Source organism: Aurantibacter sp. (assembly GCF_039941195.1).
Classification (GTDB): domain Bacteria; phylum Bacteroidota; class Bacteroidia; order Flavobacteriales; family Flavobacteriaceae; genus Aurantibacter_A.
This window is the reverse complement of sequence record NZ_JBDVFA010000100.1, coordinates 52,749-77,119: the sequence shown is the minus strand read 5'-3', so window position 1 is coordinate 77,119 and position 24,371 is coordinate 52,749. Positions and strand designations below refer to the sequence as shown.

At 33.4% G+C, this 24,371-nt stretch carries 19 protein-coding genes; 8 read left to right on the top strand and 11 right to left on the bottom strand.

Features of this window, described 5'->3' with window-relative positions; translation table 11 throughout:
• Positions 1 to 13 precede the first annotated feature (13 nt).
• Entirely contained in the window at positions 14 to 2,215 is a 2,202-nt protein-coding gene (locus tag ABJF52_RS17470) for a PAS domain S-box protein (protein ID WP_348153213.1), read from the top strand.
• 18 nt (positions 2,216 to 2,233) lie between these two features.
• Complete coding sequence (locus ABJF52_RS17465) at positions 2,234 to 2,638, top strand: response regulator (RefSeq protein ID WP_348153212.1); 405 nt, start codon at positions 2,234 to 2,236, stop codon at positions 2,636 to 2,638.
• Positions 2,639 to 2,756: 118 nt separating this feature from the next.
• Here the strand turns inward: ABJF52_RS17465 and ABJF52_RS17460 are convergent, their stop codons facing one another.
• Positions 2,757 to 3,530, bottom strand: a complete 774-nt coding sequence (locus ABJF52_RS17460) for a nitrilase family protein (RefSeq protein WP_348153210.1) — start codon at positions 3,528 to 3,530, stop codon at positions 2,757 to 2,759.
• Positions 3,531 to 4,001 (bottom strand): ankyrin repeat domain-containing protein, encoded by a 471-nt coding sequence (locus tag ABJF52_RS17455; protein ID WP_348153208.1) that lies wholly within the window; start codon positions 3,999 to 4,001, stop codon positions 3,531 to 3,533.
• 201 nt (positions 4,002 to 4,202) lie between these two features.
• On the opposite strand from ABJF52_RS17455, the gene katG reads away from it, so the two are divergent.
• The 3 genes from katG to ABJF52_RS17440 all read left to right on the top strand — a co-directional run bounded on the left by katG (position 4,203) and on the right by ABJF52_RS17440 (position 9,204).
• Positions 4,203 to 6,449 carry a catalase/peroxidase HPI gene (gene katG, locus ABJF52_RS17450; RefSeq protein ID WP_348153206.1) on the top strand — a complete coding sequence of 749 codons (2,247 nt, stop codon included), beginning with the start codon at positions 4,203 to 4,205 and terminating at the stop codon, positions 6,447 to 6,449.
• A 166-nt stretch (positions 6,450 to 6,615) separates the two neighbouring features.
• On the top strand, positions 6,616 to 6,948 hold the full coding sequence (locus tag ABJF52_RS17445) for a DUF6660 family protein (RefSeq protein WP_348153204.1): 333 nt from the start codon (positions 6,616 to 6,618) through the stop codon (positions 6,946 to 6,948).
• Between the two features lie 84 nt (positions 6,949 to 7,032).
• Positions 7,033 to 9,204 (top strand): TonB-dependent receptor, encoded by a 2,172-nt coding sequence (locus ABJF52_RS17440; RefSeq protein WP_348153202.1) that lies wholly within the window; start codon positions 7,033 to 7,035, stop codon positions 9,202 to 9,204.
• Between the two features lie 118 nt (positions 9,205 to 9,322).
• On the opposite strand, the gene ABJF52_RS17435 is transcribed toward ABJF52_RS17440, so the two are convergent.
• Entirely contained in the window at positions 9,323 to 10,690 is a 1,368-nt protein-coding gene (locus ABJF52_RS17435; protein WP_348153200.1) for a DUF5689 domain-containing protein, read from the bottom strand.
• A gap of 10 nt (positions 10,691 to 10,700) precedes the next feature.
• The gene (locus tag ABJF52_RS17430) at positions 10,701 to 13,430 is read right to left on the bottom strand and encodes a TonB-dependent receptor (protein ID WP_348153198.1); all 2,730 of its coding nucleotides are present in this window, start codon (positions 13,428 to 13,430) and stop codon (positions 10,701 to 10,703) included.
• A gap of 118 nt (positions 13,431 to 13,548) precedes the next feature.
• Here ABJF52_RS17430 and ABJF52_RS17425 point away from each other — a divergent pair, with 118 nt between their 5' ends.
• From ABJF52_RS17425 to ABJF52_RS17415, 3 genes are all read left to right on the top strand, one after another.
• The gene (locus ABJF52_RS17425; RefSeq protein WP_348153196.1) at positions 13,549 to 14,589 is read left to right on the top strand and encodes an endonuclease/exonuclease/phosphatase family protein; all 1,041 of its coding nucleotides are present in this window, start codon (positions 13,549 to 13,551) and stop codon (positions 14,587 to 14,589) included.
• Between the two features lie 56 nt (positions 14,590 to 14,645).
• On the top strand, positions 14,646 to 14,909 hold the full coding sequence (locus ABJF52_RS17420) for a hypothetical protein (RefSeq protein WP_348153194.1): 264 nt from the start codon (positions 14,646 to 14,648) through the stop codon (positions 14,907 to 14,909).
• A gap of 69 nt (positions 14,910 to 14,978) precedes the next feature.
• Entirely contained in the window at positions 14,979 to 15,434 is a 456-nt protein-coding gene (locus ABJF52_RS17415; RefSeq protein ID WP_348153192.1) for an SgcJ/EcaC family oxidoreductase, read from the top strand.
• Positions 15,435 to 15,476: 42 nt separating this feature from the next.
• On the opposite strand, the gene ABJF52_RS17410 is transcribed toward ABJF52_RS17415, so the two are convergent.
• The 7 genes from ABJF52_RS17410 to ABJF52_RS17380 form a co-directional block, all read right to left on the bottom strand.
• Complete coding sequence (locus tag ABJF52_RS17410) at positions 15,477 to 16,097, bottom strand: DUF1080 domain-containing protein (RefSeq protein ID WP_348153190.1); 621 nt, start codon at positions 16,095 to 16,097, stop codon at positions 15,477 to 15,479.
• A 71-nt stretch (positions 16,098 to 16,168) separates the two neighbouring features.
• Positions 16,169 to 16,627: a hypothetical protein gene (locus tag ABJF52_RS17405; RefSeq protein ID WP_348153188.1), complete on the bottom strand. Its 459-nt coding sequence runs from the start codon at positions 16,625 to 16,627 to the stop codon at positions 16,169 to 16,171.
• 92 nt (positions 16,628 to 16,719) lie between these two features.
• Positions 16,720 to 19,401 (bottom strand): TonB-dependent receptor, encoded by a 2,682-nt coding sequence (locus ABJF52_RS17400; protein WP_348153186.1) that lies wholly within the window; start codon positions 19,399 to 19,401, stop codon positions 16,720 to 16,722.
• A gap of 173 nt (positions 19,402 to 19,574) precedes the next feature.
• Complete coding sequence (pgi, locus tag ABJF52_RS17395; RefSeq protein ID WP_348153184.1) at positions 19,575 to 21,212, bottom strand: glucose-6-phosphate isomerase; 1,638 nt, start codon at positions 21,210 to 21,212, stop codon at positions 19,575 to 19,577.
• A complete protein-coding gene (locus ABJF52_RS17390; protein ID WP_348153182.1) occupies positions 21,213 to 22,505 on the bottom strand; it encodes a peptidoglycan DD-metalloendopeptidase family protein in 1,293 nt (430 codons plus the stop codon).
• 1 nt (position 22,506) lies between these two features.
• Positions 22,507 to 23,475 (bottom strand): tryptophan 2,3-dioxygenase family protein, encoded by a 969-nt coding sequence (locus tag ABJF52_RS17385; RefSeq protein WP_348153180.1) that lies wholly within the window; start codon positions 23,473 to 23,475, stop codon positions 22,507 to 22,509.
• A gap of 54 nt (positions 23,476 to 23,529) precedes the next feature.
• On the bottom strand, positions 23,530 to 24,297 hold the full coding sequence (locus ABJF52_RS17380) for a DUF3108 domain-containing protein (protein WP_348153233.1): 768 nt from the start codon (positions 24,295 to 24,297) through the stop codon (positions 23,530 to 23,532).
• Between the last annotated feature and the right edge of the window lie 74 nt (positions 24,298 to 24,371).

Here is a 24,371-nt window from a genome sequence, read left to right as displayed (position 1 = left end):
TTTTCTGTAGTACATGACCGATTTAGTAACATCATCTATTTCTTTATTTGTAAAAAGTTCACCAAAGGCGGTAGTCGTTGTGGATACGAATATGCATATAATTGGTTATTCGGATGTGTGGCTGAAGGACATAGCTAAAAGTAAAACTTCATTAATAGGTGAGTCATATTATAATATTTTACCTAACACTTCTGATGAGGCTAGACAAATGCACCTACATTGCCTGCAAGGACAACAGATTGCATCGAAAACATTCAAATCAATTGACACCTTTGGTAGAATAAAGTGGACTAAATGTGCCATTAATTCTTGGAATAATGAAAATGGAATAATCGCTGGTTTATCTATAATTGAAGAAGACATAACTGTTGACCGACATCGTGAAGAAGTACTACTTAAAGCTCAAAAAGTAGCACGGATTGGAGGGTGGGAAGTTGATTTACGTAACGGACAAGTACATTGGACAGCTGTTACTAAAGAAATACACGAAGTACCACTAGATTTCCAACCCGATTTAGAAACCTCCATAAACTTTTACAAGGAAGGAACTTCTAAAGACGAAATTACAAGATGTGTAAGTGAAGCTATAGCAGAGGGTACCAGCTGGGATTTAGAACTTCAAATAGTTACAGCAAAAGGCAAGGAGCTTTGGGTTCGGGCAAAGGGTGAAACAGAAATGTTTAATGGAGAATGTATTCGAGTTTACGGCACTTTCCAAGATATTGACGAGAAGAAAAGGATAGAAATAGATTATCATAAAGTTTCTGACCGGTTGGCAATGGCTACTAGTGCAGCCAAAATTGGTATTTGGAATTATGATTTTGAAGATAATAGTCTCCACTGGGATGATATTACTTTTGACATATATAAAGCAGACAAAAACACTTTTGCAGGATACGAAACATTACGTTCTATTTTACATCCCGACGATTACGATAAAAGTGTAAAAGCAATTAAGTTAGCACTTACCGGTCAAAAAGAATTTAATACAGATTTTAGAATTATATGGCCTGATAATACAATCCGGCATATTAAAGGTAGGGGTGCAATAATTTATGATTCCGAAAACAAGCCAATAAAAATTATAGGTGCTAATTGGGATATAACCGAATTTAAAAACACCAAATTAGAGCTTTTACGCAATAACGAATCTTTTACTGCTATCTTTTCAAATTCCAATGTTGGAATGACCAAAGTTAACCTGAAAGGAACTATGGTTGAAGTTAACGACGCTTTTTGCAAAATGTTAGGTTATACTCGTAAAGAACTACTAAATAGAACAGCATTCGACATTACTTTTCCTGATGACATTAAAAAGTCTCAAACATTTAAAAAAAGATTAGTATCTGGTGAAGTATCGAGCATTCAAGCTGAAAAAAGATTCTATCATAAAAATGGTACCATTATTCATTCAATGATATCAATAACTTCGGTAAATGATATAAATGGTAAAATTTCGCATTTAATTGGTCAAATTGTAAATATGACCTCTAGAATTGAAGCTGAAAAGCGACTAAAAACGCTGGTTGAAGTTACCAAGGGTCAGAATGCTAGTTTAATGAATTTTGCACATATTGTTTCGCATAACCTTAGATCACATTCGAGTAATATGTTGATGTTAACTAGATTTTTAAATCTAGAAAGCGACCATTCCGAAAAACAGAACATTGAAAAAATGTTAGGGAATGCAGCTGAAAGTTTAAATGAAACTGTACATCATTTAAATGAAGTTGTTTTAATTAAAACAGGTGCTCTTGAAACAATGAAGAGCGAAAGTCTATTAAATGCAGTCAATCGTGTAAAGGATACGCTTACTGGTCTAATTCAAGAAAAAAATGCTGTTTATGAATTTAACATCTGTAAAACGCATTTTGTAAATGTGGTACCCGCATATTTAGACAGTATTTTACTTAATCTTTTTTCAAACTCACTTAAATATTCATCACCAGATCGCAAGCCAAAAATTAGTATTTCATCAGAAATTAAAGACGAATTCATTGAAATTAAATTTGCTGATAATGGTCTAGGAATTGATTTAAAGCGGCATGGTAAGAAAATTTTTGGTATGTATAAGACTTTTCATAATAATAAAGATGCCAAAGGAATTGGTCTTTTTATTACCAAAAACCAAATTGAAGCTATGAATGGTAAAATAGAATTAACAAGCGAATTAAATAAGGGAACTATCTTTACCTTAAAATTTAAAAAAGCCTAAATAAAACAAAAAAGTATTATGAAAAAAATTCAAACTTCGTGTATAATTGATGATGATGATATTTTCATTTATGGCACTAAACGAATAATTCAAGAAGTAGATTTCTGTGAAGAAATACTTGTTTTCAATAATGGACAAGACGCGCTTACGGAGTTTATTAATCTAACAGAATCTGGCAAAGAATTACCGTCTATTATCTTTTTAGATTTAAACATGCCAATTATGAATGGTTGGGAATTTTTAGAAGAATTCACCAAAATTGAGAACAATAATAAAGATAAAGTTATGGTATACATAATCAGTTCTTCTGTTGACCCAAGAGATTTAGAAAGAGTTGGAAATTATGAAATAATTCATAACTATATTCTAAAACCATTTTCAGCAAAAGATTTACAAAGTATTCTTGTAAATATTGCTGTATAATAATTTGGCTTATATTATTTGCTATATAAAGGTAATCTTAATTTTTTGCCGTACAAACACCAAGGTAGCGCAAATTAATTTGTGATGGATTTGTTTAGGCTTTAGATGTTAGTGCAACCTAAATAAATTTAAAATCGTCTTTATCTTCTAAAAACATAAGTTTTTTTCGAGTATTTATAAGCTGACTTTTTTCAATAGTGCTATAAATAACCTCTTCTTTTGTTGAAAAGCAAAGTTGATTTCCTAGGGCATCAAAAACTGCCGAATGTCCGGAATATTTCAAACCATTTTCATCTTCCCCAATTCTATTAACACCGACACAATAACTTAGATTTTCGATGGCACGTGCCTTTAAAAGAATATCCCAAGCTGCTATTCGTGGTTCTGGCCAATTGGCAACATAAATTAATACATCATAATCATTTTTAAATCTTGCCCAAACCGGAAAACGTAAATCATAACATATCATTGGACAAATATTAAATCCCTTGTAAGAAACAATAAGTCTTTTTAATCCTGACTGATACACTTTATCTTCACCAGCAAGTGTAAAAGTGTGCTTTTTATCATAATTGTATTTCTCGCCATCTGCAGTAATAAAAAAGAGACGATTGGTGTATTTATTATTTTCATAAAAAGGAATACTACCAACAATTGCCATATTTTTAGTAGCGGCAATTTCTTGCATCCAAGCCACAGTATTTTCACCTTCAGAATCTTCTAAATTTTTAGGATTCATTGTAAAACCTGAAGTAAACATTTCTGGAAGAATTATTAAATCAACATCAGATTTAATAGTATTTAATTTTTGAGAAAGGATTGTTCTATTGGCCTTTGGATTTTCCCAAACAATTGAAGTTTGAACCAATGCAATATTTAATTGTTCATTCATTTATTTTTCTAATAAAGAAATCATATCAGCTCCTCCTTGCATTTTGGCGTGGTCCAGAGCACTATTACCTCTAGCATCTTTAAAAGAAGCATCAGCACCATTCTCAATAAGTAATTTGGCAATTTCTATATGGTTAAAAGTTGCGGCATAAATTAAGCATGTTCCTCCCATGGAATTACGTACATTAACGTCTGCTCCTTTGTTAATAAGATTTTCCGCAATATTAGTAAATCCTTTAAAACAAATTCCCATTAAAGCAGTATTGCCAGAAGAATCTTTAGCATTAATATCAGCACCCTTTTCTAAAAGTAAGTTTACAATTTCTTCATGATTATAATAGGTAGCCAAAATTAGCGGTGTAGACCCCCGCTGATCACGAACATTTAATGCCTCTATATTTTCATCCAATATTGCTTTTACTGCAACAGTATTACCATTCCTTATTTCCGTAAACAAAGCTTCATTTTCCATTCATATAAAATTATAAAAAAACAATTACAATAAATTGTTTTTAGGTCCTTCGTTTAGCTAAAATAAGTAGCATTAAAACATTATAAAAAATATGATATAGATAAAATCGATAGTTTAATAATTTAAATCAAGAAAACATCTATAGCATGTGGTCTGCTTTTTTAATAAATTTACAAGAACAGTAATAAAAAACTTCAAATCATGGACAATAATGAAAACAATCCGCACGGAGAAGCTTTTGACATTAACGACTCAAGCAAGTGCCCTTATTTAGGAGGAACCCTAAAACAAAACGCCGGTGGCGGAACAACAAATCAAGACTGGTGGCCCAACCAATTACGCCTTAATGTACTACGTCAAAATTCTGCATTAACAAATCCTATGGATGATGACTTCAATTATGCTGAAGAATTCAAATCATTAGATTTGGAAGCTGTAAAAAATGACATTAAAAAATCCTTAGTTACTTCACAAGATTGGTGGCCTGCAGATTATGGTCATTATGGACCATTTATGATTCGTATGGCATGGCATAGTGCCGGTACATATAGAATTGGTGATGGACGAGGTGGAGCAAGTTCTGGTTCACAACGTTTTGCACCATTAAATAGTTGGCCAGATAATGGTAATTTGGATAAAGCTCGATTATTACTATGGCCTATAAAGAAAAAATACGGTAAAAAATTATCATGGGCAGACCTAATGATATTAACAGGTAACTGCGCTTTAGAATCGATGGGTTTCCAAACGATTGGTTTTGCGGGAGGTCGCGAAGACATTTGGCAACCTGAAGAAGATATTTACTGGGGTTCTGAGTCTGAATGGATGGGCAATGAAGAACGTTTTTCTGAAGGCGAATACAAATTAGAAGCCAATTTAGGGGCTTCTCATATGGGACTTATTTATGTAAACCCAGAAGGGCCTAATGGGTCACCAAATCCTTTAGGAACAGCTAAACTCTTAAAAGAAACTTTTGGCCGTATGGCTATGAATGATGAAGAAACGGTTGCTTTAGCAGCAGGTGGACATACTTTTGGGAAGGCCCATGGTGCAGCTAACCCAGATGAATATGTAGGAGCAGAACCAGCAGGAGCATCGATTACAGAACAAAGCTTAGGTTGGAAAAATTCATTTGGCACTGGAGTTTTAGATGATGCTATAACCAGTGGTATTGAAGGTGCTTGGACACCAAACCCAACAAAATGGGATCATGATTATTTTGAAGTTTTATTAGGCTATGATTGGGAGTTAACTAAAAGTCCGGGTGGTGCAAACCAATGGAGACCTACGGCTGAATCAGCTGCTAAAAAAGCTCCGACAGCAGGTGATGCAACAAAAACACAAGATTTAATGATGACAGATGCCGATATGGCATTGAAGGTAGACCCGGTGTATTTAGAAATTTCAAAACGATTTCATAAAGATCCTGAAGCTTTTGAAAAGGCTTTCGCGAACGCATGGTTTAAATTAACGCATAGAGATATGGGACCTGCTGCTCGATATTTAGGAGCAGAAGTCCCTAAGGAAGAATTTATTTGGCAAGATCCTATTCCAGCAATAGATTATGAATTAATTAATGAAGCTGATATTGCTGAATTAAAAAAACGCCTCTTAGCTTCTGGTTTATCAATTTCTCAATTAGTTTCTACCGCTTGGGCTTCTGCTTCAACATATAGAGACTCTGACAAGAGAGGTGGTGCTAATGGAGCACGTATTCGTTTTGCACCTCAAAAAGACTGGAAAGTAAATAACCCAGCAGAATTAGCTAACATTCTTGGCACATTAGAAGGAATACAAAAGGAATTTAATGAAGCCCAATCTGGAAACAAAAAAGTTTCATTAGCAGATTTGATCGTTTTAGGAGGTAGTACAGGGATAGAAGAAGCTGCTAAAAAAGGTGGTAATGAAATTAAAGTGCCTTTTACTCCAGGAAGAAATGACGCAACAGAAGAGCAAACGGATGCCTTTGCATTTGAAGCCCTTCAACCCAATGCAGATGGTTTTAGAAACTATAAAAATTCTGATTTTAAATCTCCTGCTGAAGCAATGTTAGTTGATAGAGCTCAGTTATTAAAATTAACTGCACCGGAGATGACCGTTTTAATCGGCGGACTTCGTGTGCTAGATACAAATTTTGACAAATCTCGTCATGGCGTTTTAACTAACCAACGCGAAGTATTAACAAATGATTTCTTTGTAAATCTTTTAGACTTAAGCGTTAAATGGGAAGACACTTCTACTGATGAAAGTGTTTTTGCTGGTCGTGATCGCATTACTGGTGATGTAAAATGGACTGGTACTCGTGTAGATTTAATATTTGGTTCCAATACGGAACTTAGAGCTTATGCAGAAGTATATGCATCAGCTGACTCACAGGAAAAATTCTTAAAAGATTTTGTTGCCGTATGGACAAAAGTGATGAATTTAGACCGTTTCGATTTGGTCTAATTTAGAATAACTTTTTATCGAAAGCCGCCTTAGTTAAAAAGGCGGCTTTTTATTTTCAAGATAATTACAAGTCGTACACTACTTTTCAAAGTCGTTACCTACCTTATATAAAAATAACATAGAAATTAATTTATACAGCATAAAAAATAGGTGCTATCTTTGAACTGTGAAATATATATCGTTTTTACTTGCTATCTATATTTTGGCACTTGCCATAAGGCCTTGTTGTGAAGATAGTAATTGTACTGAAGATGATTCTTATCAAACTACACAAGTAACTGACAATCATTTTAATCAAGACAATGATGAAAACAAAGAGCACAAAGGCATTTGTTCTCCGTTTTATGCTTGTGGCAATTGTGTTGGCTTCACCTTTACAACCGTTAATTTTTCTTTGACACCGGATGAAGTTTTATCGACTAATCTAGTTTCAATATATAATCCTTCCTTCTTTTCAGAATTTCATATTGCTATTTGGCAACCGCCAAAAATAGGTTAATGTATTGTGCCTGTTGCGCAAACTAATTCACCTCGGTGTTTTACATCGTTACATTTTCTTATCACATTAACAAATTTATCAGCAATGAAAAAAATTATCATGCTGTTTATTGCCGTTATCAATATAACAGTGGTATTCAGTCAAAACTCACTTAACAATATTATAAGAGACAGTGAAACAAATGAACCTTTAATGGGTGCTACAGTCATTTTAGAAGGTACTACCAATGGAGTTAGCTCCGATATGGACGGATACACAGTGCTAAAAAATATTCCAAATGGAGAACATATTATCGTGTTTAGCTATATCGGTTACGAAACCAGAAAAAAAACGTTCAATTTTCCAATTTCTGCTACAGAGCCTATTGTAATATTATTAAAAAGTTCTAGTGAACATTTAGAAGAAGTCATAATTCAATCTACGCGAAGTAGTCGTACTATTGACAATGTCGCGACGAGGGTAGAAACTATTTCTGGCGAAGAATTGGAAGAAAAAGGAAATATGAAACCGGGTGACATTAGAATGTTATTAAATGAAAGTACCGGCATACAAACACAACAAACCTCAGCTACAAGTTATAATTCGTCTATTCGAATACAAGGCCTAGACGGAAAATATACTCAAATATTACGAGATGGTCTACCATTGTATTCAGGATTTTCTGGTGGTTTGAGTTTAATGCAGATTGCTCCTTTAGATCTACAACAAGTTGAAGTTATTAAAGGAGCATCCTCCACACTTTATGGTGGTGGTGCTATTTCGGGATTGGTAAATCTTATATCAAAAATGCCAAAAGAAGAACGTGAGATAAGCTTTGTTATAAACGGGACATCGGCATTGGGGCTGGATTTAAGTGGGTTTTATTCGCAAAAGTTCAAAAAGTTTGGAACAACTATTTTCGCATCTTATAATTTGGGTAGTCCTTATGACCCAGCCGATATTGGTTTAACAGCGATTCCAAAATTCAATCGATATACCATAAATCCGAAATTCTATTTTTATTTAAATGATCAAACAACTTTGAATATAGGCTTTAATAACACAGCTGAAGACCGTATTGGGGGTGATATAAAATACATTGAAGGTAATGGTAGTAGTATAAACACTTACTTTGAAGAAAATAAAACCAACCGCTTTAGCACGCAATTTGGTATTAATCGCATTATAGATGAAAAATCGAAATTCGCTTTAAAAAATAGCGTCAGTTATTATGATAGAAATATTGAAATTCCTGATTTTGAATTTTCAGGCATTCAGTTGGCTTCTTTTAGTGAGGCAAACTACAATTACAAAAATGAAAAATTAGAATGGATTGGTGGTTTAAATTTATGGACCGATAAATTCACGCAAAGTAATGTTAGCGCAGTAGATGCCGTAGATTACAATTACACCACTGTTGGTGCTTTTGTTCAAAATACCTGGAACCCAACGGAAAAATTTATACTTGAAACGGGCTTGCGTGGTGATTATCAAAATGAATACGGGTTTTTTCTGCTTCCCCGAATTTCTGCTCTATACAAGCTAAACGAGAAGTTTAGCACACGAATAGGAGGTGGGCTTGGGTATAAAACTCCCACTGTTTTTACCGAAGATGCAGAAAGAATTCAGTTCAATAACGTGCTTCCCCTAGATGTTTCCAACACAAACGCAGAAGAATCTATAGGTACAAATATTGACGTTAACTATAAAACAGCACTTTCAGATAAATCAATATTTACAATTAATGCTTTATTTTTCTACACACAAGTTAAAGACCCAATAGTATTGACTCCTATATTAAATAACGCCTATGAATTTCAGCAACCTGATGGTTATATTGATACCAAAGGCGTGGAAACCAATACAAAAATAACCTACGGAGATTTTAAACTTTTTGTAGGTTATACGTATGCGGATGTAAATCAACATTATAATGGTACTAGTACAACTTTTCCATTGGTAGCAAGACATCGCTTAAATAATGTGTTGATGTATGAAGTAGAAGAAAAATTAAAAATGGGATTAGAAGCATATTATTTCAGTCCGCAAAAACTGAACGATGGAACAACTGGAAAACAATATTGGCTCACTGGCTTTATGGTTGAAAAATTATGGGAGAATTTTTCAATCTTCGTCAATTTTGAGAACTTCATAGATACACGCCAAACTAAGTTCGATTCCATCTATACAGGAACAATCACTAACCCTACATTTCAAGATATTTATGCACCAGTAGACGGTTTCGTAGTAAACGGTGGAATAAAACTCAAATTTTAATGAAAGCTAAATGAAAATGTACAAACACTTATAAACTATACAGGCATAAAGGAGTTAGTGAAATATCGACTCCTTTTATGTTTCTCGATTCAATTAAAATAGTTTAAAAGTTTTTTTACTACCGAACGCCCGGCGTAAAATCGTTAGGAGCATTTTGCGGCATAGCTATAGTACCATTAGCACCTGTATCATTTGTAATAATCCATTCTGTATCATCGAATACTGCATTGCCATAAACAATTTCTAACTTTCGTACCGCACGACCATCTTCAAATTCATGATTTGTATTGGAGCCATCTTCACCAATAACACCAAAGGCATCTATTACCTTATCAAATGGGTCTATTAATTGAAAATTATCATCACCATTAGAGTCAGCCGGACTATTATCTCCCGATTCTAAATTGGGTTCAAAACCGTAGACCATGTTAAATTCTTCAGCATTTGCAGCAAATACAAGTGTACTTTCCGCAAATATTTCTAAACTGGTAAGATCAATACTTGATCCTAATTCTTGATTATCATTGGTGTATCGATTAAATTTCCATCCATTCAAGGAAATCGTTTTTGTACTAGAATTATATAATTCTACAAATCTAGCTCCGGCATTATTATCGGGGTCTGCCAATTCAGAAATAAAAATTTGTTCTGATGAAATCTCTTCTTCCAAACCTTCACAACGGTCTTGATCTAAATCTAAATCATCGGTACTCCTAACAACTAATTGATATTCATTTTTATCGCGTACCAACACACCTGTAATGGATCCATTTTCCGCCGGAAGTTTATCCTTATAGAAATCAGAATATCCACTATTTAACATTACAATTTCATTTCCTTCACAATCCATAAGTGTTCGTTCGGTTTCTTCAGCATCTATAGCAAAAGGGAGTCCAACTTCCTCCTCAATGATTTGTACATTTTTAAATTTCACCAATGTATTTATGGGTTGTTTATCCACATCAGAAATTTCTAAAACGCTAGCTTCAACTACCTTTTTATCTTCACAAGAGATAAATATGTGTTGATCTGCAATTGCAGCTGGTAATCTTCCCACAGATACATTTCCAAAAGAAGTAAAAGCGCCTCCAATTTTATAAACCTCTTTACTTTTACCAACATACAAGCCTTTCATTTTAATACTAATTTTACTTCCTACCTCATAAAACAAATGTAAATCTCGCAAATCTATTTCAATTTGAAACCCTTCTACTGGATTACTTAATTTATCTTGAAAGTGTAATACACTAAAAAAGTTACCTGCTGCATCAGATGAAATAACATAACCTTCAATAACTAAATCTTCCTGAATTTGAACAGCTTCATCAACATATAAATTTTTTACATCACTATATATTGCATTTGCTACTATTGATGAACATGTATTCTCTATAGGCTTAAACTCTCTACTTTTAACGCAGCCTGAAATAATTAATAGTAACACTATTAGCGAACTAGAAATAATAAAATGTTTCTTATTCTTCATTTATATATTTTCAAAAGCTATAGGCTACATTTAAAAAATATGTTCGCCCATAACCATACCAATATTTAGGAGCAAAAGAAGGAGTTCCACTTAAATTATCTTGTTTCAATTGCCCATAATTGCCATTCCGACTTTGTTCATAACCACCAGATCTAAAAACCTGGTCAAAAAGATTATTTACACTTGCAAAAACACTTATATATTTTCCTTTTTTTAACCAAGACTTCCCTCCTACTACATTTAATAGATAAAAATTATCCATTGGCTTTTGTATTAAAAGATCATTCACATTTTCTTCTGTAGCATCAGGAAATGGTAAACCAGTTTCTGGATTTATATAAAAACTAGCAGTTCTGGTAATCGCAGAAATATTCGCATAATTTTTCGCCATATAATTAGTCGTAGCAGCAATCCACCAATATTTCGGATCTCTGTATTCTACCCCAATAGCATATGCTTCTTGAGGACCTTGAGCTAATCTATAATTTTCAATTGAAGACTTTCCCAAGTCTATATTCCCATCAAGGTTAATTAAATCTTCTTCCGCACCAGCTGTATCAAAATTAATAGAGACTAATGGATTACTTGCATAAACATATTTACCAATTGCTGATACAAAAGTTAATTTAACTGCTGATGATAATTGATATTCCATTCCCAATTCAACACCTGCATGTAACTTATCTAAATCAGTTAAAACTTCTTGCACAAAATCTGACCCCACTCCAGCATCAACAAAAAAGAAATTAACGTCAGTAGTGTTTTCAAAACGGGTATAATAAGCTGTTAGCCTACCCGTTAATTTAGGTAAGCGCATAAAGTAATTAAAATCCACTGCTGATAAAGTTTCAGCTTGTAAATCAGATACAGTTTGATTATTCTCTCTGGGATTTATAAAAACATTTTGCAAAACTGGAGGGCGATTTCCGTAGTGCATATTTGTTGTAAGCCAATGCCGACCATTAATTTTATATGAAAATCCACCTTTTGCGGCAAAATTTAAAAAATTTAAACTTTTACTTTTTCCTAATGAATTAGATGCATAGCGTTGATTTTTAAAATAACCCTCTCGTAGATAACTAGTATTGGAAACTTTTCCAGAAATAAAAGAATTCCATTTTTCTTTGTTAATTCTAAATTGAATAAAACTGTTAAATAACGATGCACTATACTTAAAATGATAATTAAAGATATCCGACTCTCCTTTTTGAAGATTTCCATTTGCGTCATTTAAAGTATTTGAAAATGGATCAATATCCTCATGAAATTGAGCATTGAATAAATCTTCTATTTGGGCATAATTTTCAGATTTCAAATTCTTGTATGAAGCCCCAATATCAAGCTGCATTCTGTCATTCAAATTATAATTCACTATCGTATTGAATGAAAACTGTTTGTCTTTTACTACATCGTCATAAAGTACATATGCAGCCTTTTCTTGATCATTTGCAGCATAAATAGCCGACCAATTTAATTGAGGGTTATCTACAAATCCTTGTTTAGCCTGATTAGCACTCACAAAATTGGCGCCTATAGCACTATTAATATAATAGCTAGGCAGATATCGGTAATATGTAGGATCCGGATTTGGAGCATTATAATACCCTAATCTACTTTTGGTATAGTTGCCAAATTGATAAGCCATTCCGGTATTTATATGAAGCTTATCTAATTTATAAAAGTGAGAAAACATTAATATTGGCTCAGCAATTTTTCTTTCTCGAGAATTTCTGATTTTATTATTTTGTTCGCCCCAATAGGGGTTGTATTTATTCCCCACGAGATTATAAACCTCTTCTGTTATTGCCGATGATCTCCCTCTACGATTACTTGCTAAAATACCCGTAAAATTGATACTATTTTTCTCGTTAATTTGATATTCTAATCCCGTAAATAGTGAAAATGAATCGTATAAAGTACCATTAATAAAACCTTGTTTAGCCCATCTTCTAGAGCCCGATACTGTATATGCTAATCCATTTTTTTTAAGTCCGGTATTATAAGTGGCCATCAATCTCCCTGAATAGGTTCTATTTGAAAAAGAAGTTGACAGTCGAGTTCCGGATCTTAATCCAGAAGGTCGAATATCAATATTTGTATTCCCTAAAATACCTCCAAAAGTAAAATCTGAAGGTTGCATTCCGTTTGTAAATTGTTGGTTTCTAATAACATCATTTAATCCTCCCCAATTATTCCATTGTGGTCGACCATCAAATAACTTATTCATTGATATTCCATTAATTAAAACTTGACCCTCCTTAGAGTCATAACCCTTAACTCTAAAAAAAGCCTGACCAAAATCAAAAGCAGCTCTATTTAAAAAAACATCTCTTGTAGCTTGCAATAAAGCTGACGAATTAGAATCTGCTTCTTCATCAAACAACTCAGACTCCGTTAATGTTATTAGATTATCCGTTTGTTCTATTGTGCTATCATCTTCCAAATAAATAATCCCTAAATCCAATACGTCATTTTCTATGATTAAAGGAATTCTTTTGATTATAAAATCTGCGGAAGATACCTGTAGTACCAATTCACCTGCCTTCGATATTTTTAATTCAAAATTGCCGGAACTTGAAGTTTTGGTTACATATTGGCTATTAAAAACACTAACGTCAATTCTTGATAATGGTTTTTTTAAACGCTTACCCAACACTTTTCCTTTAACAAGAAAAGTACGCTGAGCTTTCAGCATAAAACTGCTAAAAACTATCAATAAAACAGTGAGAATTAATCTCATTTTAGGCTAGTGTTCTGGTTAGCAAAGACATACAATATATTGATTAACTTGTTAAGTTTTAAGAAAATACCTTCAAAATATTTACTTTTTTCGCTATTTTACCTTTTTACAATTAAAAATGAAGACAATATTTACCTATATTTTTTTTATAATTCCAATCCTATTTTATGCTCAGAAAGAAAAAGAGTATCGTGTTAGAACTATTGCTTTTTACAATGTTGAAAACCTTTTTGACACTGAAAACGATACATTAATTTTTGATGACGATCGTACACCAGAAGGCAAAGACAATTGGACGACAAATCGGTACAACCATAAACTAAACAACATTGCCAAAGTAATTTCTGAGATTGGGTTAGATGTAACTAATAGTGTTCCAGATATAATTGGTTTAAGTGAAATAGAAAATTATAAGGTAATAGAAGATTTAGTTAATCATGAATTTCTAAAAAGTAAACTTTATGAAATAATTCATTTCGATTCGCCTGATGAACGAGGAATTGATGTGGCATTACTTTATAAAAAATCAGCATTTTTACCTACATCTTTTGAAAGCCATCGCTTATTATTAATTAATGATGATGGCGAACGAAATTACACAAGAGATCAATTGGTTGTTGGGGGTCTATTAGATGATGAACAAATCCATTTTATCGTAAACCATTGGCCATCGAGAAGTGGTGGTGAGGCAAGGAGTAAACCCAATAGAATGAAAGCTGCAAAACTGAATAAAAGAATTATAGATTCTCTTCAGAAGTTAGACACAAATGCTAAAATTATAAGCATGGGCGATTTAAATGATGACCCCACTGATGATAGTTTAAAAAAGATTCTACAAACACATGGTAAAACAAAAAATTTGGATAGCACTGCACTTTTTAACCCCATGGAAAAATTATTCAAAAAAGGAATTGGTTCTTTAGCCTACAGAGATAAATGGAATCTTTTTGATCAAATTTATTTTACTGCAAACCTTGTAAAATCAGAAAACAAATATCGGTTTTGGAAAGCCAACATTTTTACACCAAACTATTTAATAACTAAAAAAGGGCAATACAAGGGTTATCCTTTTCGTACTTATGCAGGCGGCAGTTATGCCGGTGGGTACAGCGATCATTTTCCAGTGTACATTTATTTAATTAAAAAAGTGCAAAATTAGACTTCCAAATTTATATTCTTTTATTAATAACTTAGTCGAAAGTAAAATTCAAAATTATGGTTAGAAAATTTAGCATTTTATTACTCGTAACACTTTCTTATACTAGTTGTGATGATGATGATTATGATGGTGGAGGCTGCGAAGATGGCTACATTAAACAATATGGGGCAGATGGCATGGAGTGGTGCATTGAAGGCTATATAGAAGATGAAGTGAAAGAATACAACTCGGGTGAAAGTTATTTTCATAAAGAACATGGTCTAATTACTTTTACCAATGGTATTTGGGTAAACAAGCACAATCAAGTTATTAAACCATAGTCCACAATCTAGCAATTAAAGACAAGGGGCATTTTTTTCTTTAGTTGTACGAATTCAAACAATAAATTAATGATAGCGAAATCTCTTACAATACTGATCTTCTTCTTATTTACATTCGCTAATGTAAGCGCCCAAGAAAATAAAACCTCCATTGAAGAGCACAATAAAATTACCAATTTAATAGCCAATTATGCCCATGCTCGCGAAACTAAAGATGCTGTTTTACTTAAATCTATTTTAACAGATGATGTAGATCAATTAGTTTCTTCTGGGGTTTGGAGAAAGAATATTACAGAATCTATGAAGGGAATGCTAAAAAGCTCCAAAACTAATCCAGGAACAAGAACTTTAACAGTGGATAACGTTCGTTTATTAAATAGCGAAAATGCAATTGTTGATGCTAAATATCAAATAGAAAATTCTAATGGTTCAACACGTAAAATGTGGAGCACTTTTATAGTTGTAAAAAGAGAAGAAGTTTGGAAGATTGCCGCGATAAGAAATATGCTTCCGGCAAGGCCATAAAAAAACATCTCTCTTAATTTTGAAGAGAGATGTTATATATTCTTATAGTTCGGTAAGTTTAATATTTTTCCAACGAACTTTAATACCACCACCATCATGAATCTGCAGTGCTATTCCGCCTTCGCCTTCACCAATTTTAGCATCAGTAATAGTCATCATTTCGGTACCATTTAACCAAGAAGTAACCGTAGAACCTTCTACACGAATCTTCATAGTATTCCACTCACCCATTTTTAATGCTTTATCTTTTTCTGGTGCCGGTTTAATTAACCAACCTCGACCATATGATTCATAAACACCACCAGTATTATGTCCTGGAGGTGCAACTTCCACCTGCCAGCCACTAACTTTTGTGCCATCAACAGTAGAGCGAATAAATACGCCACTATTTCCATTAGCTTCTTGTTTAAAGTCTAATGTTAATTCAAAATCCTTATAATGTTCGTTAGTTCCAAAGTAACCATAACCTTTATCAGGGCCACTTTCACAAACTAAAAGGCCGTCTTCTACATACCACTTTTCGGTGCCATAGATTGTCCAACCATCTAAATTAGTGCCATTAAAAAGTTCTTTTTGATTTGTTGAATTTGCTACGGTTTGTGCCTTAGATTTACATGATACAAATGCAATTGTAAGTGCCAAAAGAAGTATACCTTTTTTCATTTTAAATTATATATGTTATTAAAAATTTGGAATATGTACTCGGATGTTATTATTAGTAAAAAATTATTGTTTTAATTGAACCATTGACCCCAAGGAATTCTGCTCAATAAAAATATTAAGCCAAGTCCATAAAAAATAGCAATGGATTGAAACTTTTTATTTCCCTCAATAAACTTTTTATGTCGTGACCAACCGATTGTGATTAAAACGATTGCAAGAATATTTATAAATGGATGTTCTACTGCTAATAAACGTGATACAGCATTCATACCACCCATACCAAGTGTTTTAACAGCATAAAAACCTTTAGGAGAAACGAAATAAAGAACAAGACCAACTACTAACATTAAGTGGCTTAAAATCAATCCAAAAAGACTTATTCTAAAATCTTTCTCAGGCGTAAACATTTTATTACTAACAAGGCCAATTATAGCATTAGCTACGGCCAATATTAATACGGCCAGTACAATGTAAGCCAAATAAGAATGTAAGGTTAATAACCAACCATAAGAGAGTTCATATTCTTGCATAGAAATTAAATTTAGAGAATGTTAAAAGTAATGAATTTTGGGCATAAAAAAACCCGCAACAATGCGGGTTTTTCTATAATTATGTAGAAATATTAAAAATCGTAACGAAGGGTAACATTCCATGTTCTACCCCAACCAAAATATCCTTGGTTAGAAACTGCAATACCTTCATATAAAGCTTCACCTGCTTCTGGCAAATTAGCTGTTGTTAAACGAGATAAATACTCTGTATCTAAAACGTTATTAATGTTTCCTCTAATTTTTAATCTTTTTGTTTTGTCAGCACCTACTGGCACTTGAAAAGTAAGACCAGCATCTAAAAGATTGTAAGATGGTAACTCTAAATTTTCTTTAATCGCACCAACATCTGAATATAGCTTGTCGTAATATCTCCAATCAGAATCAATTGAAAACTTTGGGCTAATTCTATAGGCAAATCCTAAACCGCCTGAAAGTTGTGCAGCACCCCCTACTTTACCACCATCAACATCTTCATCTTCAGTACTAATTACATTACGCTCTTCATCGGTTACTTGCGTCACTACTTCCCCTTGGTATATCCAATCGCCAATAGATGCAAAACCATTAATAGAAAAATCAGTAATAGGTCTCAATTTAAAATCTATTTCAATACCAGAGTGTAACTGAGATGTTCCAAAGTTACTTTCAAAAGTAACTACATCATCAATAACATCTGAACTTGTAACTACTCTATCTTTCCAAGACGTTCTATATAAGTTAACATTCGCAGAAAAAACTGAGCTTGTAAAACCATAACCCGCTTCTAAACCAAAAATCTTTTCATTTTCAGTCAACGGATTTACCTGATTCGTAAAATTCAAATAGATATTATCATGATAAGGTTGACGATTGTAATAACCTGTATTAAAATAAAAACTATGCGATTGATTGGGTTTGTAACTAAAACCAGCTTTAGCATTGTATCCTAGGTTATTAACTTTTTCAGAATCAACTCCGTCAGTAATTCCAGCTGGCACTGGCTCATCAGTATTTTGAGATGATGTACCATCTATTAAAGCCTGATCTGCATATTGCCAAAAATCAAATCTTTGGTGATATTGATTTGATAATGATCCTTGGAAAAAGGCAGATAAATTATCTGTAGCATATTCCAATTGTGTAAACAAACCACCGTAAGAAATACGTTCATCATTACTATACGCTATTTTCTGATCCTCATCATAAGTACTAAAAGCAGCTTCCCAACCTGATGGCCTAAAACTCTCTGTAGCAGTAGCAATTTTATATGTGCCAAAACCGCCGTATGCTTCATGATTATTATTTTGATCTATTAAACGAATAGTTTCTGTCCACGATGATAATCCGTGATAATCTGAAACTACTCTAAAGTGCTTACCATAATAAGTTCTTAGATCGAAACCTACGTTCCATGAAAGATTTTCAGAAAGTTTAGTTTCTAAGTTTGTAATTAATCCATACCAACTATGCAAATTCATAGAAGATCGAGTTACATAAGCATCTTCATCTCCAAAATAAACACCTGCTCCATCTGTAACTTGTGAATTTTGCGCATAAATAGCATCGTAATCTATTCTACCATCTTCTGTTCTAATTCTATTACCTCGGTTACCAGTACCACCACCATTACCCCAAGATGCGTAAAGTACAGTAGATAAATTGGTAGACTCATTCATAGTCCAATCCCAGTTTAAATTGGCTACTGGTTTATGATAGAAATTTCTTCTTTCTGTCATATACTCCCCATTATATGTACCCCAGTTATTGTTATAACGCAATCCGTACTCTTGATAATCAGCTATAGATTTCGTAAAGTTCTGATCGTGAAATTGAGGTGCACCAGTAATTAAGAAATTAAATCCATGAGTTTCATTTGGTCTATACCCTAACGAAATAAAATACGTTTGACCTTCACCAAAGTTACCTTCGTTATAACCGTCACCTTGCCAATGCGAAAGCATTGCACTTAATCCCCATCCTTTTTCAGAAATACCAGTATTATAGCCAGCAGAAGTTTTTAGGTAGTTATCATTAGCAACTGTTGAATAAGCAAAACCACCTGGTTGCATTTCCGTAGCCTTAGTAACAAAGTTAACGGTACCACCTACAGACGATATTGCCAATTTAGAAGAACCTAAACCACGTTGTATTTGAACACCAGAAGCGATATCATTTAAACCAGACCAGTTAGACCAGTACATTAATCCATCTTCCATACCGTTAATTGGTTGACCATTTAATAAAAAAGCGGTATTATCTTGATCAAAACCACGTACTCTCATATTGGTATCACCAAATCCACCTGCTTGTCCAGATACATATACCGAAGGAGTATTTACCATAGTCATGGTAATATCTTGAGTACCGATTTTTTCTTGTATCACTTTTACAGGTATTGAAGAAACTGCGATAGGCGTTTGTCTGTCATCTGCAAGGTCAATAATACCTGTACCAATAACAACTACACCTTCTAATTCTTCAGCATCTGGTTCTAAAGTTATTGCCTTAATTGCACCAGGACTAGTAAAGGCTATTTTCTTGGTTACAAAACCAATATAAGAAACAACTAAGTTTCCTGTGTTTTTAGAAACTTCAATAGAGAAGTTTCCGTCAAAATCAGTTGAAGTTCCATTCGTGGTTCCTTCAACAACTACACTAGCTCCTGGTAACGGCGTATTTGAATCTCCGTCCATTACAGTACCAGTAATTGTTCCTTGTGAGAAAGCAACAGTGGTTAATAAAAACGCAACCATTGCGAAGTACATTTTTTTCATTTGTTCTTGTGTTTAGAATTTTTGAATTTGCTGCAAAAGTGACGTTATTTTAGCGTGTCTATATTAAGCGAACGTTAAATTTGCATCTGCAATATTAACACAAAATTGGCAAGAACAATGAACTGGCAGATAATAACTTATGCCATTTAACTAATTATAAGGAAAATGAATGATTAACTCTTAAAATATTTCAATAACTGCAAAGTAGAGCCATCATGATCACCAATTTCGGAAGACTCTATTTCATTAAGAATGGTGGTAGCTAGTTGTTTTCCCAATTCAACACCCCATTGATCATAACTAAAGATGTTCCAAATAACACCTTGCACAAATATTTTATGTTCGTAAAGTGCAATTAAAGCGCCCAAACTTTTCGGTGAAAGCTTATCTATTAAAATGGTATTTGTAGGATTATTACCCTCAAAAACTTTAAATGGTGTAAGAAAATCAATTTCGGTATCAGATAAGTTTTTTGATTCTAATTCTTTTTTAGCCTCAGCTGAAGTTTTACCATTCATTAAGGCCTCGGTCTGCGCAAAGAAATTGGCCATTAATTTATTATGGTGATTCATATCACCATGTAATGATTTCTTGAAACCTATAAAATCGGCAGGAATTAGTTTGGTTCCTTGATGTATTAATTGAAAAAAAGCATGTTGCGAATTTGTACCAGGCTCACCCCATATTATTGTTCCGGTTTCATAATCGGTTTTATTACCATTACGATCTACACTTTTTCCATTACTTTCCATAATACCTTGTTGCAAGTACGCAGAAAAACGACTCAGGTATTGTGTGTAAGGAATAATAGCCTCCGTTTCGGCTTCGTAAAAGTTATTATACCACACACTTAATAGCGCTAGTACAACCGGAATATTCTCTTCAAAATCTGCGGTTTTAAAATGCTCATCCATTTCATTTGCTCCAACGAGCAAATTATCGAAATTTTCAAAACCTACAGATAGTGCTATACTTAAACCAACTGCACTCCATAAAGAGAAACGACCACCAACCCAGTCCCACATCGGAAAAACATTTTCTTCAGAAATACCAAATTCTGCAATTTTTTCCGCATTTGTTGAAACTGCAGCAAAGTGTTTTGCTATATCATTTTGAGAAGCGTGCTGTAAAAACCACTTTTTAATTGTAGTAGCATTACTTAATGTTTCTTGTGTAGTAAATGTTTTAGAAACAATAACAAATAAAGTAGTTTCCGGATCTAATAATTTGATAGTTTCGTTTACATGATCCCCATCAACATTACTAACAAAGTGAAGATTTAAATGGTTTTTATAAAACTTTAATGCTTCAACCACCATTGCAGGACCAAGGTCTGATCCACCAATTCCAATATTTACAACATCTGTAAATTGCTTACCGGTATAACCCTTTTTCTCTCCTGAAATAACGGAATCGCAAAAATTCTTAATTTGTGTTTTTACTTGGTAAACTTCGGGCATTACATTTTCACCCGCTACTACTACCTCATCTGTATCTTTAGCTCGTAAGGCCGTATGTAAAACTGCACGACCTTCAGTTTCATTTATAATATCACCCTTATAATATTTTTGAATAGCGTCTTTCAAATTAACAGTATCTGCTAATTGAAATAACAAACTCATGGTGTCATCAGAAATTCTATTTTTAGAGTAGTCAACTAAAAAATCATTCCACCTCAATGAAAATTTTTCTGCTCTTTTCGCATCTGAAGCAAAAAGATTTTTGAGATGTTCGTTTTTAGTTTTTTCGTAATTAAGCGTAAGTTTTTTCCAAATTTCTGTTGCGGTAGGGTTTGTGTTCTTTAAAGCCATTTATTCTTCGAAGTCAATAGATGTTAATAGGTTCTCTTCTGGTGGATAGATATATTCGATACAATCCAATTGATTTTTCTTGGGATTAATATACTCAAAATAATCCGGTCTTAAAGATTCTGCCAAAGGTTCAGCAAGTGGAAGCTTTTCACGCAACGGATCAACCTGACGACCGTTTTTCCAGAAACGATAGCAAACATGTGGTCCGCCAGTATTACCCGTCATTCCAATCCAACCGATAACGTCACCTTGTTTAACATGCGCACCTCTTTTAACTTTTTGCTTTTTCATATGCAGGTACTGCGTAGAATATGTACCGTTATGGCGAATTTTAACGTACTTGCCATTACCACCTTTTCTTCTAGATTCGGTAACTATACCATCGGCGGTAGCCATAATTGGAGTCCCAATAGGTGCAGCATAATCTGTTCCACGATGCGGTCTAACCTTATTGCCATAATATTTAATTCTTCGCTTTAAATTATATCGCGATGAGATTCTACTGAATTTAACGGGAGCTCTAAGAAAAGTTCTTCTCAAGTTATTTGCTTCTTCATCAAAATAATCAGTTATGCTCTTTAGTGAATCATTTTCATAGGCAAAAGCATAAATAGGACGACCCTCATGCTCAAAATATGCAGCCTCAATAGGTTCTGCACCAGCATAAATACTATCATTTATATATTTCTCTCTATAAATAACTTTAAACTTATCTCCTTTTTGCAATCTAAAAAAGTCGATTGTCCAAGCATATATCTCAGAAAGGTCATTAGTAACATTATAGTCTATACCTTGATCTAAAATAGCTTCGGACAAAGAGGTTTTAATGACACCTGAAGCTTCTCTCTCAACATATTTTACTTCTTTCTTTTCTTTGTATGCCTGTACACTATCTCTTAAATCAATAACAGTATAGTTAATGGGATCATTTTGATAAATAAATACTTCGGCAGTTTCTGTAGTATCTTTTGACTTTAATATTAAATACGGTCTACCAACTCGTATTTTACGAACATCAAATGTATCTTTAAAATTTTCGGATATTTTAGCAATTTTAGGATAATCAACTTTGTTTTGCATCATTAATTCCCCAAAACTATCACCGCGTTTTACGGTATCGTGTTTGACTGTAAATTGGTCGAGGTTAAAACCGTATTCCTTTTTAATTATGACGGGTTTTACTTGCTCCTTAACAACAGCTATTTCATTTTTTGACTCGGTAGCATCTGTTTTATCATCTTTACAAGACAATAAAGCAGCAAACAAAAAAACAAGGCCCCACAATTTTCGCATTTTACTTTTTTAGTTTATCAGGGTTAAAGATATGGTCAACCCACTCTTTTCCCCAATTATTTAACTCTTCTTTTGTATAAATACTCGGAAAGAAAACAACTTTCTGAAAGCTAGGCGGCAAATAGGTTTTCCAATTTGTACCTCCTGTAGCATCAATTTCACCGCTTCCATGGCCAAGATATCTATGAGCAGAACCCATATGCATTAAAGGCCAATTGATATTTGCATTCATATCCAAAGTCTTTAACGCTTTTATTAGGTCTTTATTATTCTTTTTGCTGTCTGGCAATTGCAAGTATTTATCGTAAATAGTAGCATTTTTCACCTGCTTTGCAGTACGTACAAGCCTTGGCGTATAGCGGTATTCAAATTGCTTTAATGTTAAAGTTTTTTCCCCTGTATCAATATCGGTTGCTCCTTTTTTCCAATAAATGTTTTCGTACAAATCTTCGAGCGAATCTTCTCCTGTAAATTTTTCACGAACGGTATGATGTACTAGATTTTCTAATGGTGCCGAATAAATCTCAATCATCCGGTACTGCACAGACTGAAATCCACTAGCAGGCAATAATGCCATTCTAAATTTCAAGAATTGTTCGCGTTCCATTCCTTTTATCATTATGTAAAAGGAAGAAATAAGGGATTCGAAGTAGCTATTCATTCTTCGAATCTTTTCTACAAAAAAATCAATATTTTGAGATTTATCATCAACCAATTGCTTTTGCTCATGAAGTATAAGCTTAAAAAAGAGCTCTGTTATCTGATGATACATTATAAAAATCTCTTCATCAGGAAAATAAGTGCGGGGTACTTGCAAACTAAGCAAGGTATCTAAGTGTATATAATCCCAATAAGTAAGGTAGCGTTGATGAAGAAGACCATCTAGATAGGAATTGACATCCTGACCTGAGTCTTTATACTTCTCTTCAAGTTTCGAAATCTGGGAATCAATGCGATTCTTGTCTTTCATCTTAAATTTTATAATTGCTATAAGAAACCAAATTTAGCAATTAGTAATTTAAGATTAATCCATTATAATTTTAAACTGATGTTTAAGCCCATTATATTGGTCTAAATCTGCTTTAATAGAGCCTACTGCTAAATCAGCTTTAATGCGTATTGGAAGTTTATTCTTGTCTGCAGAAACCCATAAAGAAAGGCTTTCTTGTTCTTTAAACACTCTACCGGATTGCACATACGGTCTAAATTTGAAACATTTCACCTTTCCGAATTTAGTTTTCACAACCTCATCACCTAAATACTTAAGCTTAAAATTGAAGATCCCATCATCATCGTACAACATTTTTAAGGTAATCGACTCGCCCTGTACTAAATCTTTTGGCTCGTAATAGTTTCTTAAGTAATAAAAAGCTGATATAAGATCTTGAATACTATCTTGAAGCTCAAATTCTTTCTTAAACTTATTTTTCTTATCGTTTAAGACTGCTTTATCATTCGTATGGTCAAAATCAATTTCAACATCTTTAGTGTATCCACCTTCATCAATTTTCCGTACAAATTTATAAGGCTTACCTTCTTCTTTATCAAAATAGCTTTCATAACGATCATCTACATTAAAAAAGATACTTGCGAAACCTGAAGTTCGACCCTTACCTACTACATGATATACTGATTTACCATCAATTTCGGCATTTTTCACTTGTAATGTAGCATAGCTTGCATTTAAAAAACCATAATGCAATCTAAATTTCAACCATTCTCCTGGTTTAAATGCAGATTCTTTTTTTTCAAATTTCTTTTTACTAGAAGGTTTATGTTGGCTTGTATTCATAGCCAAATCTCCACCAGAATAACTTTCTTGTGCATTGACCGTTATGCCAACAGCTAATAAAACAAGTAATATAT

What these genes read in the sequence shown, in the direction of transcription:
- ABJF52_RS17460 (WP_348153210.1), bottom strand. Translation starts at nt 3,530, where the DNA reads ATGAATGAACAATTAAATATTGCATTGGTTCAAACTTCAATTGTTTGG.
- pgi (WP_348153184.1), bottom strand. Translation starts at nt 21,212, where the DNA reads ATGGCTTTAAAGAACACAAACCCTACCGCAACAGAAATTTGGAAAAAA.
- ABJF52_RS17400 (WP_348153186.1), bottom strand. Translation starts at nt 19,401, where the DNA reads ATGAAAAAAATGTACTTCGCAATGGTTGCGTTTTTATTAACCACTGTT.
- katG (WP_348153206.1), top strand. Translation starts at nt 4,203, where the DNA reads ATGGACAATAATGAAAACAATCCGCACGGAGAAGCTTTTGACATTAAC.
- ABJF52_RS17385 (WP_348153180.1), bottom strand. Translation starts at nt 23,475, where the DNA reads ATGAAAGACAAGAATCGCATTGATTCCCAGATTTCGAAACTTGAAGAG.
- ABJF52_RS17415 (WP_348153192.1), top strand. Translation starts at nt 14,979, where the DNA reads ATGATAGCGAAATCTCTTACAATACTGATCTTCTTCTTATTTACATTC.
- ABJF52_RS17430 (WP_348153198.1), bottom strand. Translation starts at nt 13,430, where the DNA reads ATGAGATTAATTCTCACTGTTTTATTGATAGTTTTTAGCAGTTTTATG.
- ABJF52_RS17440 (WP_348153202.1), top strand. Translation starts at nt 7,033, where the DNA reads ATGAAAAAAATTATCATGCTGTTTATTGCCGTTATCAATATAACAGTG.
- ABJF52_RS17420 (WP_348153194.1), top strand. Translation starts at nt 14,646, where the DNA reads ATGGTTAGAAAATTTAGCATTTTATTACTCGTAACACTTTCTTATACT.
- ABJF52_RS17380 (WP_348153233.1), bottom strand. Translation starts at nt 24,297, where the DNA reads ATGAATACAAGCCAACATAAACCTTCTAGTAAAAAGAAATTTGAAAAA.
- ABJF52_RS17425 (WP_348153196.1), top strand. Translation starts at nt 13,549, where the DNA reads ATGAAGACAATATTTACCTATATTTTTTTTATAATTCCAATCCTATTT.
- ABJF52_RS17465 (WP_348153212.1), top strand. Translation starts at nt 2,234, where the DNA reads ATGAAAAAAATTCAAACTTCGTGTATAATTGATGATGATGATATTTTC.
- ABJF52_RS17435 (WP_348153200.1), bottom strand. Translation starts at nt 10,690, where the DNA reads ATGAAGAATAAGAAACATTTTATTATTTCTAGTTCGCTAATAGTGTTA.
- ABJF52_RS17410 (WP_348153190.1), bottom strand. Translation starts at nt 16,097, where the DNA reads ATGAAAAAAGGTATACTTCTTTTGGCACTTACAATTGCATTTGTATCA.
- ABJF52_RS17455 (WP_348153208.1), bottom strand. Translation starts at nt 4,001, where the DNA reads ATGGAAAATGAAGCTTTGTTTACGGAAATAAGGAATGGTAATACTGTT.
- ABJF52_RS17390 (WP_348153182.1), bottom strand. Translation starts at nt 22,505, where the DNA reads ATGCGAAAATTGTGGGGCCTTGTTTTTTTGTTTGCTGCTTTATTGTCT.
- ABJF52_RS17470 (WP_348153213.1), top strand. Translation starts at nt 14, where the DNA reads ATGACCGATTTAGTAACATCATCTATTTCTTTATTTGTAAAAAGTTCA.
- ABJF52_RS17405 (WP_348153188.1), bottom strand. Translation starts at nt 16,627, where the DNA reads ATGCAAGAATATGAACTCTCTTATGGTTGGTTATTAACCTTACATTCT.